The sequence below is a fragment of the Enterobacter sp. JS8-1 genome (genome assembly GCF_049187015.1).
Lineage (GTDB): Bacteria > Pseudomonadota > Gammaproteobacteria > Enterobacterales > Enterobacteriaceae > Enterobacter > Enterobacter mori.
Window position 1 is genome coordinate 290063 of the sequence record NZ_CP185805.1, and the last position, 15631, is coordinate 305693.

Below are 15631 nucleotides of genomic sequence, written 5' to 3' on the forward strand. Positions count from 1 at the left end.
CGGGTCTCCGTAGCCTGGATCATTTCCCATTCCCGGTATTTTTCATGTCACTGCTGACGGCTTCTGATAAGGCATTGTGGCGTCTTGCACTGCCGATGATTTTTTCCAATATCACCGTTCCCCTGCTTGGCCTGGTGGACACCGCGGTGATTGGTCATCTGGATTCTCCCGTTTATCTGGGCGGCGTGGCGATTGGCGCAACGGCGACCAGTTTTCTCTTTATGCTCCTGCTCTTCTTACGCATGAGTACCACGGGGCTTACGGCACAAGCCTATGGCGCGAAAGATCCGCTGCGACTGGCGCGGGCGCTGGTTCAGCCACTCATTCTGGCGCTTGGGGCAGGCGCGTTAATCGTTCTGTTTCGCACGCCGCTGATTGATCTGGCTCTGCACATTGTGGGCGGCAGCGAGGCGGTGCTGGAGCAGGCCAGGCGCTTCCTTGAAATCCGCTGGCTCAGCGCGCCCGCATCGCTGGCAAACCTGGTTCTGCTGGGCTGGCTGCTGGGCGTGCAGTACGCTCGTGCGCCGGTCATCCTGTTGGTGGTGGGAAACCTTTTGAACATCGTGCTCGACCTCTGGCTGGTGATGGGCTTGCACATGAACGTACGGGGCGCGGCGCTGGCAACCGCAGTTGCAGAATACAGCACGTTTCTCATCGGACTGTGGATGGTCTGGCGCGTACTGGTCATGCGTGGAATCTCCCTCGTCATGCTGAAAACCGCGTGGCGCGGCAACATCCGCGAGCTGCTGGCGCTGAACCGGGACATCATGTTGCGCTCGCTCCTGCTGCAACTCTGTTTTGGTGCGTTAACGGTTTTTGGTGCCCGTCTTGGGCCTGAGATCGTTGCGGTCAACGCGGTACTGATGACATTGCTGACGTTTACCGCGTATGCGCTGGATGGCTTTGCTTACGCCGTGGAGGCGCACTCCGGGCAGGCATACGGTGCGCGTGAAAGTGGCCAGCTCCGCGAGGTGTGGCGAGCGGCTTGCCGTCAGTCAGGTCTGGTCGCGCTGGCATTCGCACTGATTTATGCCTGTTTCGGCAGCGATATTATCGCGTTACTCACGTCGTTACCGGCTTTACGCGAACTGGCGGGCCACTATCTCATCTGGCAGGTGATCTTACCGGTGGTGGGCGTCTGGTGTTATCTGCTGGACGGCATGTTTATTGGCGCAACGCGCGGCGCGGAGATGCGTAACAGCATGGCGGTCGCGGCTGCAGGTTTTGGCATGACGCTGCTGACCTTACCGTATTTGGGCAACCATGGTTTATGGCTGGCACTGGCGGTTTTCCTGTCGCTGCGCGGATTGTCGCTGGCATTCATCTGGCACCGCCACTGGCAAAACAATACCTGGCTCCCTTCCCGTCACGATATATCGTGACGGTTAAAGATTCCGAATATGAAATCAACCGCCGAATCCTTAACTACAATTATTATCACGTCCAGCAGAAAAGAACGTAACGGACGTTACGACCCAACGCTTAACTAAGAGGACACGATGATGAATAAAGACGAAATCGGCGGCAACTGGAAGCAGTTTAAAGGTAAAGCGAAAGAACAGTGGGGTAAGCTGACGGATGACGATATGACCGTCATTGAAGGTAAACGCGATCAGCTTGTCGGTAAAATCCAGGAGCGTTACGGCTACGCAAAAGACCAGGCGGAAAAAGAAGTGGGCGACTGGGAAAAACGCAACGACTACCGCTGGTAACCGGGCTATACCCGAGAGTACAAGGAAGTACACCCTGAGGGCGGCCCTGAGCCGCCTTTTCTTTTGCCGTTAACGCGGCTTTTTCTTCACGAGAATGGAGTGATCGTGTTGGCATTCATCCTGATGACGACAGGATTCCACCTCCACGCACGCCGAGCACAGCCCGTGCGCTTCAATCACGTTATGACGCAGGGCGAAGCCCATTTTAGCCGCCAGCGTATGCATAATATCTTCCACGCCTTCCGCACACTCTTCCTTTACCGCGCCGCAGCGGTCGCAGATAAACATGGCTGAGGTATGGGTTGGCTGATCGAACAGATGGCACAGTACATAGCTGTTGGTCGATTCAACTTTGTGCACAAACCCTTGTTCCAGCAGGAAATCCAGCGCACGATAAACCGTAGGCGGTTTTGCCTGCGGCTCGCTTGCACGCAGCAAATCCAGCAGGTCATATGCGCTGATGGCACTCTGTTGCAGGCTCATCAGGCGCAATACCTCGAGGCGCTGCGGAGTCAGGCGCACATTGCGTTGCGCACACAGCTTTTCGGCCTGCGCTAACAGCTCTTTTGTGGACTTATCCATTTAGCACCTCGGATGTATAGGATGGAAAACCCTCACTTTATCATGTTCTGGTAAAAACACCGAGATCCACCAGGCTGTGCTATACCTGACGCATCGCAATTCGGGGAATTAACCATGAAAAGACCTGACTGTATTAAGCACTGGCAAGATGTGGAAGGTGCTGACGATTCGACCTATCCCGACAGTAACGAACTTTTTTCCATCGGCGCGCCCCTTGCTCGCAGGCTGGGCTTAGGCCGCATCGGTATTCATCATGAGCGTTTGCCGCCAGGGCGTCGTACGTCTTATCCGCATGCGGAAAGCGACGAAGAAGAGTTTATTTATGTGCTTGAAGGGCATCCGGAGGCCTGGATAAACGGCTACCTGTGGAAGCTTGAGCCAGGAGACAGCGTGGGGTTCCCCGCCGGGACGGGCGTTTGCCATACCTTTATTAACAATACCGACGAAGAGGTGCGGTTGCTGGTTGTCGGCGAGGCCAACAAAAAGCAAAACCGTATCTACTATCCGCTGAACCCGGTTTATGCCGCGACGCGTGAGGACCGCTGGGTAGATCATCCTCCTCAATTTTTTGGGCCGCACAATGGAAAACCCGAGCGGAAATAATTTTCCTCTTCTATAAATATTGAGGGCCGTCACAAATTACAACAGGCCGTAAGGGAATTTTACTTAGGGAAAGAAATAGCGGGTCTTTTACTTCTTATTCACAGCAATAGTTCGTTCCTGTTTGGGTGATAACAGACAGGGGTTATTTCATAACAGACTATAACGGGCATACTGTGAAAAAATATTTTAAATTTTCGGTGGTTAGCATTGCTGTCTCCTTTTTTATGGCAAATCAGGCGGGAGCAGCCAATACCTGGACAGAATCACGTAGCGACGCAATGGGTGGCACGGGCGTCGCTTCGGGCAGCTATGGCAGCGGGGCGTTAATCAACCCCGCGTTGTTGGCAAAGGCGAAACCGGACGATGATGTGACGGTTATTTTACCGTCCGTTGGCGTGCAGGTGACGGATGAAGACAATCTCCAGGATGAGATTGATACCATCAACGATAAAATCAATCACTATAAGGATGTGGTTGATAGCCTTACCCCCATCGAAGTGATTACCAACCCGCTGGGCTCAATCGATCAGTTCCAGGGAGCGGCAAAAGATCTTGCCGATGAACTGGACTATCTCAAAGGCAAAACCGCACGCGCTACGGCAGGCGCGGGGATTGCGGTGAGTATCCCTAACGATATGCTCTCAGTGGCCTTTATGGCGAAAGGCTATGCCCACGGGCGCGTCAGCTCTTCTATCGATCAGCAAGATATTGATTACCTGCGTAGTATCCAAAACAGCGATGCGGTGGCGGCGGGCGTGGCACTGGATGCGGCGCTAAACGGTACCGATCAAATTACGAAAAACCTTAACTCTACAGCGTCTGGCCGGGCGGCAATTGTCTCCGATTATGGTGTTGCCATTGCCCGTCAGTTCGATCTGGGGGGCGTCCCGGTTTCCCTTGGCGTCACGCCAAAACTGCAGAAAACCTGGATCTATAACTACACCACCTCAATTTACGATTACGACAGTAACAAGTGGAACGACAGTCGCTACCGGAAAGACGATACCGGCTTTAACGTGGATGCCGGTATCGCGGCCGATTTCGGCGAGCACTGGACGGTCGGGGTGAGCGGGCAAAACCTGATGTCGCGCGATATCGACACCAAAGACATTCGCATCCGCAACGGGCGCACGGGGGAAGTGGTGAGCTATAAAGACACCTATCAAATCCGTCCGCTGGTGACGGCCGGTGCCGCCTGGCACAACGATCTGGTGACCCTGACCGCCGATGGCGATCTAACTGAAACCAAAGGCTTCAAAAGCGAAGATACCTCGCAGTATGTTGGCGTGGGTGCGGAAGTGACGCCGCTAAGCTGGCTGGCCGTGCGGGCGGGTTATCGTGCCGATATGAAAGGCAACGACAGCAATGTCTTTACCGGCGGTGTTGGCTTTGCGCCATTTAACACCGTCCACGTTGACCTGATGGGCCTGTACGGCGAGGACGAAACCTGGGGCGCAGGAGCACAGTTAAGCATGACGTTTTAACGTGAACCGGAGGCGCTGCGTCTCCGGCTTTTCTTTGTGCTATAGTAGCGCCCCTTTTCCACCAGATGCTTAAAACTTCGCCATGTCGTCAGAACTACAGACTGCTTTCTCCGCACACCGTTTCTCCATTGCGCCGATGCTCGACTGGACGGACAGACACTGCCGTTACTTCCTGCGTCAGCTCTCCCGCCATACGCTGCTGTATACCGAAATGGTGACTACCGGGGCAATTATTCACGGTAAGGGCGACTATCTGGCCTATAGCGAAGAAGAGCATCCGGTTGCGCTGCAGCTGGGCGGCAGCGATCCGGCTGCGCTGGCGCAGTGCGCGAAGCTGGCCGAAGAGCGCGGCTATGACGAAATAAACCTGAACGTGGGTTGCCCGTCCGATCGCGTGCAGAACGGCATGTTCGGCGCGTGCCTGATGGGCAACGCGCAGCTGGTGGCGGACTGCATCAAAGCCATGCGTGACGTCGTCTCTATCCCGGTAACGGTCAAAACCCGTATCGGCATTGATGACCAGGACAGCTACGAATTTCTGTGCAATTTCATCAATACCGTTGCCGGAAAGGGCGAGTGCGAGATGTTCATCATCCACGCGCGTAAAGCCTGGCTTTCCGGCCTCAGCCCGAAAGAGAATCGCGAAATCCCGCCGCTGGACTACCCGCGCGTATACCAGCTGAAGCGCGATTTCCCGCACCTGACGATGTCAATTAACGGCGGCATCAAGTCTCTGGAAGACGCGAAAACGCATCTGGCGCATATGGATGGCGTGATGGTCGGGCGTGAGGCGTATCAGAACCCCGGTATCCTGGCGACGGTCGATCGTGAGATCTTTGGTGTTAAAGATGCAGATACCGATCCGGTTGCGGTCGTGCGTGCCATGTATCCGTATATTGAGCGTGAGCTGAGCAACGGCACCTACCTTGGCCATATCACCCGCCATATGCTTGGCCTGTTCCAGGGTATTCCGGGCGCACGCCAGTGGCGTCGTTACCTGAGCGAGAACGCGCACAAAGCCGGAGCCGATATTGACGTGCTCGAGCATGCGCTGCGCCTGGTGGCAGATAAGCGATAAATTTCACTAAAAGATCGTCAAATTCACCACGCCCCGCCCAACGTTGCGGGGCATTTTGCTTTCAGAACAATACGTTACGTTTGGCATGATTCTTGTAATGCTTTCTGCATCATTCGGGGCTCGTGGGAGAACACCATGCTGGAACTACTTTTTGTGATTGGCTTTTTTGTGATGCTGATGGTGACGGGCATTTCGCTGCTCGGCATTCTCGCGGCGATCGTTGTGGCGACGGTGGTGATGTTTATCGGCGGGTTATTTGCGTTGACGCTCAAACTGTTACCGTGGTTGCTGCTGGCTGTCGCGGTGGTATGGGTGATACGGGCGATTAAATCGCCAAAAGTGCCCAGTTATCAGCGCAATAACCGCTTCCGTTACTAAGGTATTGAGGGGTTCGTCACATACTTGTAACTTTTCCGGCAGTATGCCTTAGAACAGAATAGGATTTACTTATCGAATCTGTCACTATGACTGCCGCTAAAGAATTCATCGAGCTGTACCCTACATACAGCCGAACTAAAAAAAGAAAGGGCTTCCCACGGGAAGCCCAATTTCTTTTTAGGGCCTAGGGGATCAGCAGGCTTGAGCCCTGCGTCGCCCGGCTTTCCAGCACCTCATGCGCGCGCTGCGCATCGGTCAGTGCGTATTTCTGCGCATCCGCCACGTCCACCTTGATCACACCGCTGGCGATCAGCGAGAACAGTTCGTTGCTGGCTTCCTCCAGTTCTTCCCGGTTGGTGATGTATCCTTGCAGGGAAGGGCGAGTCACATACAGAGAACCCTTCTGGTTCAGAATGCCCAGATTAACGCCGGTTACCGCGCCTGACGCATTCCCGAAGCTCACCATCAGACCACGGCGCTGCAGACAGTCCAGCGAGGCTTCCCAGGTATCTTTCCCCACCGAGTCATACACGACCCGCACTTTTTGACCGTGCGTGATCTCTTTTAGCCGTTCAGCAATGCTCTCTTCACGGTAGTTGATGACCTGCCATGCACCGGCCTGCAGCGTACGCTGTGCTTTCTGGGCGCTGCCGACGGTGCCGATGAGCTTCGCGCCCAGCGCCTTCGCCCACTGGCAGGCGATCAGCCCCACGCCACCCGCAGCGGCATGGAACAGGAACTGCTCGTCGGGTTTGATTTCATAGGTTTTGCGCAGCAGGTAAAAGACGGTCAGTCCTTTCAGGAATGAGGCGGCAGCCTGTTCAAAAGAGATGGCATTAGGCAGAAGGGCGGCTTTGTCCGCCGGGACGTTATGAACGGAGCTGTAAGCCCCCAGGGCAGACTGCGCATACACCACGCGGTCGCCCTCTTTGATATGTTTTACGGCGCTGCCAACTTTGATGACCACACCAGCCGCCTCCGTTCCCAGCCCGCTTGGCATCGACGGAGGTGGGTAGAGACCGCCGCGAATGTAGGTGTCGATGTAGTTAATACCAATCGCCTTGTTTTCAACCTGGATTTCATTTTCGCCAGGTGCGGCGGGGGTAAACTCCACCGCTTTAAGCACCTCTGGTCCACCGTGTTTCTGGAATTCAATGCGCGTTGCCATGCTCCCTCCGTAAGAAAAATATGGTAATCTTTCGACCCACTCTTTATCTCGGTAACTCCATTCACTATGGCAGGAAACAAACCCTTCAACAAACAGACTGAACCCCGCGAACGTGATTTCCAGGTCGCCGGGTTAAAAGTCCCGCCGCACTCGATTGAAGCGGAACAGTCGGTGTTGGGCGGTTTAATGCTGGATAACGAACGCTGGGACGACGTCGCTGAGCGCGTCGTGGCGGAAGATTTCTACACCCGTCCGCATCGCCATATTTTTACCGAAATGGCGCGCCTGCAGGAGTCGGGTAGCCCGATCGACCTGATCACGCTCGCGGAATCGCTTGAGCGACTGGGGCAGCTTGATAGCTGTGGCGGGTTCGCCTACCTGGCAGAACTGTCAAAAAATACGCCAAGTGCCGCGAACATTAGCGCTTACGCCGACATCGTGCGTGAACGTGCCGTTGTGCGCGAAATGATCTCGGTAGCGAACGAAATCGCCGAAGCCGGTTTTGACCCGCAGGGTCGCTCCAGCGAAGATCTGCTCGACCTTGCCGAATCCCGCGTCTTTAAGATTGCCGAAAGCCGTGCAAATAAAGACGAAGGCCCAAAAAACATTGCCGATGTGCTCGACGCTACCGTTGCGCGTATCGAACAGCTGTTCCAGCAACCGCACGATGGTGTAACCGGCGTAAACACCGGCTATGACGATCTCAATAAGAAAACCGCCGGTTTGCAGCCGTCGGATTTGATTATCGTCGCCGCGCGTCCGTCGATGGGTAAAACCACTTTTGCAATGAACCTCGTTGAAAACGCGGCGATGTTGCAGGATAAGCCGGTGCTGATCTTCAGTCTTGAAATGCCCTCCGAACAGATCATGATGCGTTCCCTGGCGTCGCTGTCACGCGTGGATCAGACCCGCATTCGTACCGGTCAGCTCGACGATGAGGACTGGGCGCGTATTTCCGGCACCATGGGCATTCTGCTGGAAAAACGGAACATCTATATCGATGATTCCTCCGGCCTGACGCCGACGGAAGTGCGCTCCCGCGCTCGTCGTATCGCCCGCGAACACGGCGGCATCGGCCTTATCATGATCGACTACCTTCAGCTGATGCGCGTCCCGTCGCTCTCCGACAACCGTACGCTGGAAATTGCAGAGATTTCCCGCTCGCTTAAGGCGTTAGCCAAAGAGTTGCACGTGCCGGTGGTGGCGCTGTCGCAGCTTAACCGCTCGCTGGAACAACGTGCCGACAAGCGCCCGGTCAACTCCGACCTGCGTGAATCCGGCTCCATTGAGCAGGATGCCGACTTAATCATGTTCATCTACCGTGATGAGGTTTATCACGAGAACAGCGATCTGAAAGGGATTGCTGAAATTATTATTGGTAAGCAACGTAACGGCCCCATCGGTACGGTACGTCTGACCTTTAACGGACAATGGTCGCGCTTTGATAACTATGCGGGACCGCAGTACGACGACGAATAAGGATTTTACATGCAAGCGGCAACTGTAGTGATTAACCGCCGCGCTCTGCGACACAACCTGCAACGTCTGCGCGAACTGGCACCCGCCAGCAAGCTCGTTGCAGTCGTGAAAGCGAACGCTTACGGACACGGTCTTCTCGAGACCGCGCGAACGCTCCCCGATGCCGACGCCTTTGGCGTCGCCCGTCTTGAAGAAGCTCTCCACCTGCGCGCGGGCGGTATTACCCAACCGATTCTGCTCCTTGAAGGCTTTTTTGAAGCGTCGGACCTGCCAACCATTGCCGACCAGCATCTGCACACGGCGGTACACAATGAAGAACAGCTTGCGGCACTCGAAACCGCCGAGCTGAGCGAGCCGGTGACCGTGTGGATGAAGCTCGACACGGGCATGCACCGTCTGGGCGTGCGCCCGGAAAACGCAGAAGCGTTTTATCATCGCCTGTGTCAGTGCAAAAACGTGCGCCAGCCGGTAAATATCGTCAGCCATTTTGCTCGCGCCGATGAACCGGAGTGTGGTGCGACAGAGAAGCAGCTCGATATCTTCAACACCTTCTGCGAAGGCAAGCCGGGGATGCGTTCCATTGCGGCTTCCGGCGGCATTCTGCTGTGGCCGCAGTCGCACTTCGACTGGGCTCGCCCGGGCATTATCCTTTACGGCGTGTCGCCGCTGGAGGGCAAACCCTGGGGGCCAGATTTCGGTTTCCAGCCGGTGATGTCCCTTGTCTCTAACCTGATCGCCGTGCGCGAGCATAAAGCCGGTGAGCCAGTGGGTTACGGCGGCACATGGACCAGTGAACGCGATACGCGCCTGGGCGTAGTGGCGATGGGGTATGGTGACGGTTATCCGCGTGCCGCACCGACGGGTACGCCGGTTCTGGTCAATGGTCGTGAAGTGAAAATTGTTGGTCGCGTCGCGATGGACATGATCTGTGTTGACCTCGGGCCGGAAGCGCAGGACAAAGCAGGCGATGCAGTGGTGATGTGGGGTGAAGGTTTGCCCGTTGAACGCATTGCTGAATTAACGAAAGTGAGTGCTTACGAACTTATTACACGCCTGACCTCGCGGGTGGCAATGAAGTACATCGACTAACACCTCTTACCAGGGAAGGACAATGTCCCCTTCAGAAATCGCTGCATGTCTGGCTTACGCGCTCTCCGTTTGGCTGGCTGCCAGAAATAACATCCATACGTGGTGGATTGGCATCATAGGCAGCGGGCTTTACGCCTGGGTCTTTTATTCTGTGCAGCTTTATGCGGACGTTTCCCTCCAGTTTTTCTTCATCATCACGAGCATAACGGGGTGGATACACTGGCTTAAAGGGCACCGTGGGGATGTATTACCTGTTCGCCGAACCAGGCCTGGGCATATTGTTATTTTGCTTGCCTGCGCCACAATCGTGGCGGCGGGGTACGGACTGATATTGCATCTCTACACCAATGCCTGGGCGCCTTGGCTGGACTCCCTTATTTTAACATTCAGCATTCTTGCGCAGTTCATGTTGATGGGACGGCGTCTGGAAAATTGGTATGTGTGGCTGGCAGTAAACACGCTGGCAGTTCCGCTGTATGCGACAAGAGAGCTGTATCTGACAGCCGGTTTATACCTGGTGTTTTGGTGTAATGCCTGGCACGGGCTGTATCAATGGCGTAAGGAAATCCGGACGCAATGAAGCGTTACGCAACCGGCCTGGTCGTGGGCAAATTTGCACCTTTACATTTAGGTCATGAAGCGCTTATTCATGCAGCGCTTGCGCAGTGCGAGACGGTCGTTATCATCAGCTATTCATCGCCGGAAATACCGGGCTACGAGCCAGAAAAGCGACTTCACTGGTTACAAACGCTTTTTCCTCAATGCCGCCACCTTGTGCTGTCTCAGCAGGTGATGGCGACCCACGATATTGCGCCACCGCCACCGAATGACGCTGGCGACGACCTCCATCGTCATTACGTTGCCACGCTGTGTGAAGACGTTCTGCACTGTCAGCCACAGGTAGTATTCACCGCCGAAGATTACGGTGACGGCTTTGCCGTTGTGTTAAGCCAGCGTTTCGGGCAGCCGGTTGCGCACATACGGCTCCAGCGACCACAGGGGCCTGAAGCCCCCTCGGGTACACGCATACGCTCTGATGTTCACCGCTACCGTCAGATGATCTCCCCTGAGGTGTATCGCAGCTTTGTTTTTCGTATCTGCTTATTAGGCGGCGAATCGACGGGTAAAAGCACGCTTTCTCAGGCGCTCTCGCAAACCTTAAACGCCCCGTATGTAGCAGAGTTTGGTCGCGAACACTGGGAGGCAAAGAACGGCGTGCTGGAGAAGGACGATCTGCTGCATATTGCCCGGGAGCAGGTGCGCAGAGAGGAATTAGCCTGCACAGCTCCGTATCTGGTGTGTGATACCTCGCCTTTAACCACCCTGTTCTATATGCTCGACCAGTTCGGCAGCGCGCCGCAGGAGCTCATGGCGTTAGCAGAACGAGACTACGCTCTGGTCGTACTCTGTGGCGATGAGTTTCCTTTTGTGCAGGATGGCACCCGACAAGGCGAGGCGTTTCGCCGTCGACAGCAGGCATGGTATGAAGTAGAGCTAACACAGCGAAAGATACCATTTTTGCGCGTACGGGGCTCGTTGTCGGAGCGCATCGCTCAAATTTGCCAACATATCCCGTGGCCGGGCTGATATCGCTCTCGACCTTCTCCCACTTCCGGTTTATTGTTGAAATCCCTGCCTCATCGAATTCCGGAGAACCATCGCGTGTTTCAGAAAGTTGACGCCTATGCCGGCGACCCTATTCTCTCCTTAATGGAGCGTTTCAAAGAAGATCCTCGCAGCGACAAAGTGAACCTCAGTATTGGCCTGTATTACAACGAGGATGGCATTATCCCTCAGTTGAAGGCCGTTGCTGAAGCGGAAGCGCGTCTGAATGCTGTTCCGCACGGCGCCTCTCTTTATCTGCCGATGGAAGGGCTAAATGCCTACCGCAATACCATCGCACCGCTGCTGTTTGGTGCCGATCATGCGGTGCTCGCGCAAAAACGCGTGGCGACCATCCAGACGCTGGGCGGCTCGGGTGCGCTGAAAGTGGGGGCCGACTTCCTGAAAAAATATTTCCCGGATTCAGGCGTATGGGTCAGTGACCCGACGTGGGAAAACCACGTCGCGATCTTCGAGGGCGCAGGCTTCAAAGTGGCGACCTATCCATGGTTCGACAGCGAAACCAACGGCGTGCGCGTTGAAGCGCTGCTGGAAAAACTGAACACGCTGCCTGAGCGCAGTATTGTTCTGCTGCACCCGTGCTGCCATAACCCGACCGGGGCGGATCTCACCCATGCCCAGTGGGATGCGGTGATTGAGGTACTGAAAGCCCGCAACCTGATCCCGTTCCTCGACATTGCCTATCAGGGCTTTGGTGCGGGCATGGGAGACGATGCTTACGCCATCCGCGCCGTGGCCAGCGCCGGGCTGCCAGCGCTGGTCAGCAACTCCTTCTCCAAAATCTTCTCGCTTTACGGCGAGCGCGTGGGCGGTCTGTCCGTGGTGTGTGAAGACGCCGAAGCGGCGGGTCGCGTGCTGGGTCAGCTCAAAGCAACGGTGCGCCGCATCTACTCCAGCCCGCCAAACTTTGGTGCGCAGGTGGTGGCGACGGTTCTCGGTGACGAAAAGCTGAAAGCGTCCTGGCTTGCTGAAGTGGAAGCAATGCGTAAGCGCATTCTGTCGATGCGTCAGGAGCTGGTTAACGTCCTGAAAGAGGCCGTGCCGGGGCATAACTTCGACTACCTGCTCAAGCAGCGCGGAATGTTCAGCTACACCGGACTGAGCGCGGCGCAGGTCGATCGCCTGCGCGAAGAGTTCGGCGTCTACCTGATCGCCAGCGGTCGTATGTGTGTGGCGGGTCTGAATGCCAGCAACGTCCAGCGCGTAGCGCAGGCGTTTGCCGCTGTGATGTAAGTACTCACTTACTCCCTCTCCCGTGGGAGAGGGCCGGGGTGAGGGCATCAGGTCGCTCAGGACTCTTGCCCGGTGGCGCTTTGCTTACCGGGCCTACGGGCTGGGTGTTCTCCCTCTCTCTGTGGGTGTACGGTCCGGGGACATAGTGAACACTTGTTCGGGGACATGGTAGACACTTACAACTAAGGCATAAGAACCCGTTTATGGAGTCGCTTATGCCCTGGGATGCGAGAGATACCATGTCATTACGTACCGAGTTTGTTTTGTTCGCCTCGCAGGACGGGGCGAACATCCGTTCCCTCTGCCGTCGCTTCGGCATTTCACCGGCCACCGGCTACAAGTGGCTTCGCCGCTGGGCGGAGGAAGGGGCCGCCGGCCTTCAGGACCGCCCGCGCATACCGCACCATTCCCCGAACCGCTCATCTGACGACATCACTGCCCTGCTGCGTATGGCCCATGACCGCCATCAACGCTGGGGCGCACGCAAGATAAAGCGCTGGCTCGAAGACCAGGGGCACACCATGCCCGCCTTCAGCACCGTCCATAACCTGATGGCCCGTCACGGCCTGCTGCCGGGCACTTCACCGGGCATTCCCGCCACGGGACGCTTCGAACACGACGCGCCGAACCGCCTCTGGCAGATGGACTTTAAGGGCCACTTTCCCTTTGGCGGTGGCCGCTGCCATCCGCTCACCCTCCTGGACGACCATTCCCGTTTTTCCCTGTGCCTGGCGCACTGTACCGATGAACGGCGCGAGACCGTGCAGCAGCAACTGGTCAGCGTGTTTGAACGTTACGGCCTGCCGGACCGGATGACGATGGACAACGGCTCACCGTGGGGAGACACCACCGGCACCTGGACGGCGCTGGAGCTGTGGCTGATGCGCCACGGTATCCGGGTGGGGCATTCCCGGCCTTATCATCCGCAGACGCAGGGCAAGCTGGAGCGTTTTCACCGCAGCCTGAAGGCGGAAGTGCTGCAGGGCAAGTGGTTCGCGAGCGAGGGTGAACTGCAGCGCGCCTTCGACCACTGGCGGACGGTGTACAACCTTGAACGCCCGCATGAGGCGCTGGATATGGCGGTACCGGGCTCGCGGTATAAGCCGTCTGCACGACAATACAGCGGCAACACCACGCCCCCGGAATACGACGAGGGCGTGATGGTCAGGAAAGTGGATATCAGCGGAAAGCTGAGCGTGAAAGGGGTAAGTCTGAGCGCAGGCAAGGCGTTCAGGGGAGAACGGGTCGGGCTGAAGGAGACGCAGGAAGACGGCAGCTACGAGGTGTGGTGGTACAGCACGAAAGTGGGGGTGATCGACCTGAAGAAAAAGTCGATCACCATGGGTAAAGGATGTTAAAAAGTGTTCACCATGTCCCCGAACACCTGTCTACCATGTCCCCGGACCGTACAGTGGGAGAGGGTTGGGGTGAGGGCATCAGGCTGCTCAGGTCTATGTCACGCTCTGTGATCGTCTTCTTTTTATTCAGCTCCATAAGCAAAAACTCCTTCCCTTCACCTCCCGCTGGGGTTATGGTCGGATAGTTTTTTGACCATCCGCTCAAATTAAAACGATAACAAACTGAATATTCAGGGGAAAATATGCGCAAGATCACACTGGCGCTCAGCGCCGCCTGCTTATTGTTCTCGCTTAATAGCGCCGTCGTCGCGCGTGCTTCAGCACCGACGCCACTTTACACCGGTACTACCGCCGCCATTCTTGCCGAGCAGGCACCCATTCACTGGGTCTCTGTGGCACAAATCGAAAACAGTCTGGTAGGCCGTCCGCCGATGGCCGTTGGCTTCGACATTGACGATACCGTCCTCTTCTCGAGTCCGGGCTTCTGGCGAGGCAAAAAAACCTGGTCGCCAGACAGCGAAGCGTATCTGAAGAACCCGGAGTTCTGGGAAAAAATGAACAACGGCTGGGACGAATTCAGCATCCCGAAAGAGGTGGCACGCGCGCTGATCGCCATGCATGTTAAGCGCGGCGACAGCATTTACTTTGTCACCGGACGGAGCCAGACCAAAACGGAAACCGTTTCAAAGACGCTGCAGGATGATTTCCTGATCCCGGCTGCCAGCATGAACCCGGTCATTTTTGCGGGTGATAAAGAAGGGCAAAACACCAAAACCCAGTGGCTGGAACAGAAAAATATCAAAGTGTTCTACGGCGATTCAGATAACGACATCACCGCCGCTCACGACGCAGGAGCCAGAGGGATCAGGGTATTACGCGCCTCTAACTCGACCTATCGACCGCTGCCAATGGCCGGGAAATTTGGCGAAGAGGTGATCGTCAACTCGGAGTATTAAGTACACGGCAGCGAGTTTGACTCTTTTTTAATCAAATCTCGCTGCTTCGGGTTTTACCTTTCGTCTTCTTGCTGCACACTTAGAAAGATTCATCTTTCATCACGGAGCAGCATATGTGGTACCAACAGACCCTGACCTTAAGCGCTAAATCACGCGGATTTCACCTGGTGACGGATGAAGTCATCGGGCAACTCCGCGACCTGTCGCGCGTCAGAACGGGTTTGCTGCATCTGCTGCTTCAGCACACGTCCGCCTCTCTCACGCTTAATGAAAATTGCGATCCCACCGTCCGGTCCGACATGGAGCACCATTTTCTGAAGAGCGTCCCGGACAACGCGCCTTATGAGCATGACTATGAGGGGGCTGACGACATGCCTTCGCATATTAAATCTTCTTTGCTGGGCGTATCGTTGATGCTGCCGGTTCACAATGGACGGCTGGTATTGGGAACGTGGCAGGGGATCTGGCTGGGAGAGCATCGCATTCACGGTGGTTCGCGTAAAATTATCGCCACGCTACAAGGGGAATAAAGATGACAATTTCGGAGATACTTCAGTACTGCATGAGCAAGCCGGGCGCGGAGCAAAGCGTCCACAGCGACTGGAAAGCCACGCAGATTAAGGTGGGGGATGTGCTGTTTGCGATGGTGAAAGAGGTGGAAGGCCGTCCGGCGGCGTCACTGAAGACCAGCCCGGAGCTGGCCGATTTATTGCGTCAGCAGCACGATGATGTCAGACCAAGCAAGCATCTGAATAAAGCGCACTGGAGCACTGTGTATCTCGACGGTTCCATTCCCGGGTCGCAAATTTACTACCTGGTGGACGCGTCCTATCAGCAGGCGGTTGAGCTGCTGCCGGAAACGACCCGACAGCAGCTCTCCGTGTGATA

The 15631-nt window shown here is 55.9% G+C and carries 17 protein-coding genes and 1 pseudogene; 16 read left to right on the top strand and 2 right to left on the bottom strand.

The window, feature by feature from the left end; genetic code table 11:
* Positions 1–44: 44 nt before the first annotated feature.
* From dinF to ACOQH0_RS01405, 3 genes and pseudogenes are all read left to right on the top strand, one after another.
* The gene (dinF, locus tag ACOQH0_RS01395) at positions 45–1382 is read left to right on the top strand and encodes an MATE family efflux transporter DinF (RefSeq protein ID WP_420985701.1); all 1338 of its coding nucleotides are present in this window, start codon (positions 45–47) and stop codon (positions 1380–1382) included.
* Positions 1379–1453: pseudogene (locus tag ACOQH0_RS01400) on the top strand (hypothetical protein); the annotation flags it as partial. The gene dinF and the pseudogene ACOQH0_RS01400, both read left to right, overlap by 4 nt.
* A 49-nt stretch (positions 1454–1502) precedes the next feature.
* Positions 1503–1712: a CsbD family protein gene (locus ACOQH0_RS01405; RefSeq protein ID WP_014830284.1), complete on the top strand. Its 210-nt coding sequence runs from the start codon at positions 1503–1505 to the stop codon at positions 1710–1712.
* A gap of 69 nt (positions 1713–1781) precedes the next feature.
* Here the strand turns inward: ACOQH0_RS01405 and zur are convergent, their stop codons facing one another.
* A complete protein-coding gene (gene zur / locus ACOQH0_RS01410; protein ID WP_218309057.1) occupies positions 1782–2294 on the bottom strand; it encodes a zinc uptake transcriptional repressor Zur in 513 nt (170 codons plus the stop codon).
* Between the two features lie 114 nt (positions 2295–2408).
* Between zur and ACOQH0_RS01415 the strand changes: the two genes are divergently transcribed.
* The 4 genes from ACOQH0_RS01415 (at position 2409) to pspG (ending at position 5837) form a co-directional block, all read left to right on the top strand.
* On the top strand, positions 2409–2897 hold the full coding sequence (locus ACOQH0_RS01415; protein ID WP_089598613.1) for a cupin domain-containing protein: 489 nt from the start codon (positions 2409–2411) through the stop codon (positions 2895–2897).
* Positions 2898–3121: 224 nt separating this feature from the next.
* Positions 3122–4381, top strand: coding sequence for a conjugal transfer protein TraF (gene traF, locus ACOQH0_RS01420; protein WP_109492561.1), 1260 nt, complete (start codon positions 3122–3124; stop codon positions 4379–4381).
* An 82-nt stretch (positions 4382–4463) separates the two neighbouring features.
* Entirely contained in the window at positions 4464–5459 is a 996-nt protein-coding gene (gene dusA / locus ACOQH0_RS01425; RefSeq protein WP_421511377.1) for a tRNA dihydrouridine(20/20a) synthase DusA, read from the top strand.
* Positions 5460–5594: 135 nt separating this feature from the next.
* Positions 5595–5837: an envelope stress response protein PspG gene (gene pspG / locus ACOQH0_RS01430; RefSeq protein ID WP_109492555.1), complete on the top strand. Its 243-nt coding sequence runs from the start codon at positions 5595–5597 to the stop codon at positions 5835–5837.
* A 184-nt stretch (positions 5838–6021) separates the two neighbouring features.
* On the opposite strand, the gene ACOQH0_RS01435 is transcribed toward pspG, so the two are convergent.
* A complete protein-coding gene (locus tag ACOQH0_RS01435) occupies positions 6022–7005 on the bottom strand; it encodes a quinone oxidoreductase (RefSeq protein WP_421511378.1) in 984 nt (327 codons plus the stop codon).
* Between the two features lie 66 nt (positions 7006–7071).
* Between ACOQH0_RS01435 and dnaB the strand changes: the two genes are divergently transcribed.
* The 9 genes from dnaB (at position 7072) to ACOQH0_RS01480 (ending at position 15629) form a co-directional block, all read left to right on the top strand.
* A complete protein-coding gene (gene dnaB / locus ACOQH0_RS01440; RefSeq protein WP_042718383.1) occupies positions 7072–8484 on the top strand; it encodes a replicative DNA helicase in 1413 nt (470 codons plus the stop codon).
* Positions 8485–8493: 9 nt separating this feature from the next.
* Positions 8494–9573 carry an alanine racemase gene (gene alr, locus ACOQH0_RS01445; protein WP_411777659.1) on the top strand — a complete coding sequence of 360 codons (1080 nt, stop codon included), beginning with the start codon at positions 8494–8496 and terminating at the stop codon, positions 9571–9573.
* Positions 9574–9595: 22 nt separating this feature from the next.
* Positions 9596–10153 carry a nicotinamide riboside transporter PnuC gene (gene pnuC / locus ACOQH0_RS01450; RefSeq protein ID WP_172701645.1) on the top strand — a complete coding sequence of 186 codons (558 nt, stop codon included), beginning with the start codon at positions 9596–9598 and terminating at the stop codon, positions 10151–10153.
* Complete coding sequence (locus ACOQH0_RS01455; RefSeq protein ID WP_421511379.1) at positions 10150–11160, top strand: AAA family ATPase; 1011 nt, start codon at positions 10150–10152, stop codon at positions 11158–11160. The genes pnuC and ACOQH0_RS01455 overlap by 4 nt, the downstream gene beginning before the upstream one ends.
* Positions 11161–11235: 75 nt before the next feature.
* Positions 11236–12429 (top strand): aromatic amino acid transaminase, encoded by a 1194-nt coding sequence (gene tyrB / locus ACOQH0_RS01460; RefSeq protein ID WP_421511380.1) that lies wholly within the window; start codon positions 11236–11238, stop codon positions 12427–12429.
* 215 nt (positions 12430–12644) lie between these two features.
* Entirely contained in the window at positions 12645–13787 is a 1143-nt protein-coding gene (locus tag ACOQH0_RS01465) for an IS481 family transposase (protein ID WP_421510610.1), read from the top strand.
* Between the two features lie 242 nt (positions 13788–14029).
* On the top strand, positions 14030–14743 hold the full coding sequence (gene aphA, locus ACOQH0_RS01470) for an acid phosphatase AphA (RefSeq protein WP_172701648.1): 714 nt from the start codon (positions 14030–14032) through the stop codon (positions 14741–14743).
* 113 nt (positions 14744–14856) lie between these two features.
* Complete coding sequence (locus ACOQH0_RS01475) at positions 14857–15273, top strand: secondary thiamine-phosphate synthase enzyme YjbQ (RefSeq protein WP_172701649.1); 417 nt, start codon at positions 14857–14859, stop codon at positions 15271–15273.
* 2 nt (positions 15274–15275) lie between these two features.
* Complete coding sequence (locus ACOQH0_RS01480; RefSeq protein ID WP_023310053.1) at positions 15276–15629, top strand: MmcQ/YjbR family DNA-binding protein; 354 nt, start codon at positions 15276–15278, stop codon at positions 15627–15629.
* The last annotated feature ends 2 nt before the right edge of the window (positions 15630–15631 follow it).

Bases quoted from the DNA above. Each gene is read 5' to 3' on its own strand.
- dinF (WP_420985701.1), top strand. From the start codon at position 45: ATGTCACTGCTGACGGCTTCTGATAAGGCATTGTGGCGTCTTGCACTG.
- ACOQH0_RS01405 (WP_014830284.1), top strand. From the start codon at position 1,503: ATGAATAAAGACGAAATCGGCGGCAACTGGAAGCAGTTTAAAGGTAAA.
- zur (WP_218309057.1), bottom strand. From the start codon at position 2,294: ATGGATAAGTCCACAAAAGAGCTGTTAGCGCAGGCCGAAAAGCTGTGT.
- ACOQH0_RS01415 (WP_089598613.1), top strand. From the start codon at position 2,409: ATGAAAAGACCTGACTGTATTAAGCACTGGCAAGATGTGGAAGGTGCT.
- traF (WP_109492561.1), top strand. From the start codon at position 3,122: ATGGCAAATCAGGCGGGAGCAGCCAATACCTGGACAGAATCACGTAGC.
- dusA (WP_421511377.1), top strand. From the start codon at position 4,464: ATGTCGTCAGAACTACAGACTGCTTTCTCCGCACACCGTTTCTCCATT.
- pspG (WP_109492555.1), top strand. From the start codon at position 5,595: ATGCTGGAACTACTTTTTGTGATTGGCTTTTTTGTGATGCTGATGGTG.
- ACOQH0_RS01435 (WP_421511378.1), bottom strand. From the start codon at position 7,005: ATGGCAACGCGCATTGAATTCCAGAAACACGGTGGACCAGAGGTGCTT.
- dnaB (WP_042718383.1), top strand. From the start codon at position 7,072: ATGGCAGGAAACAAACCCTTCAACAAACAGACTGAACCCCGCGAACGT.
- alr (WP_411777659.1), top strand. From the start codon at position 8,494: ATGCAAGCGGCAACTGTAGTGATTAACCGCCGCGCTCTGCGACACAAC.
- pnuC (WP_172701645.1), top strand. From the start codon at position 9,596: ATGTCCCCTTCAGAAATCGCTGCATGTCTGGCTTACGCGCTCTCCGTT.
- ACOQH0_RS01455 (WP_421511379.1), top strand. From the start codon at position 10,150: ATGAAGCGTTACGCAACCGGCCTGGTCGTGGGCAAATTTGCACCTTTA.
- ACOQH0_RS01465 (WP_421510610.1), top strand. From the start codon at position 12,645: ATGCCCTGGGATGCGAGAGATACCATGTCATTACGTACCGAGTTTGTT.
- aphA (WP_172701648.1), top strand. From the start codon at position 14,030: ATGCGCAAGATCACACTGGCGCTCAGCGCCGCCTGCTTATTGTTCTCG.
- ACOQH0_RS01475 (WP_172701649.1), top strand. From the start codon at position 14,857: ATGTGGTACCAACAGACCCTGACCTTAAGCGCTAAATCACGCGGATTT.
- ACOQH0_RS01480 (WP_023310053.1), top strand. From the start codon at position 15,276: ATGACAATTTCGGAGATACTTCAGTACTGCATGAGCAAGCCGGGCGCG.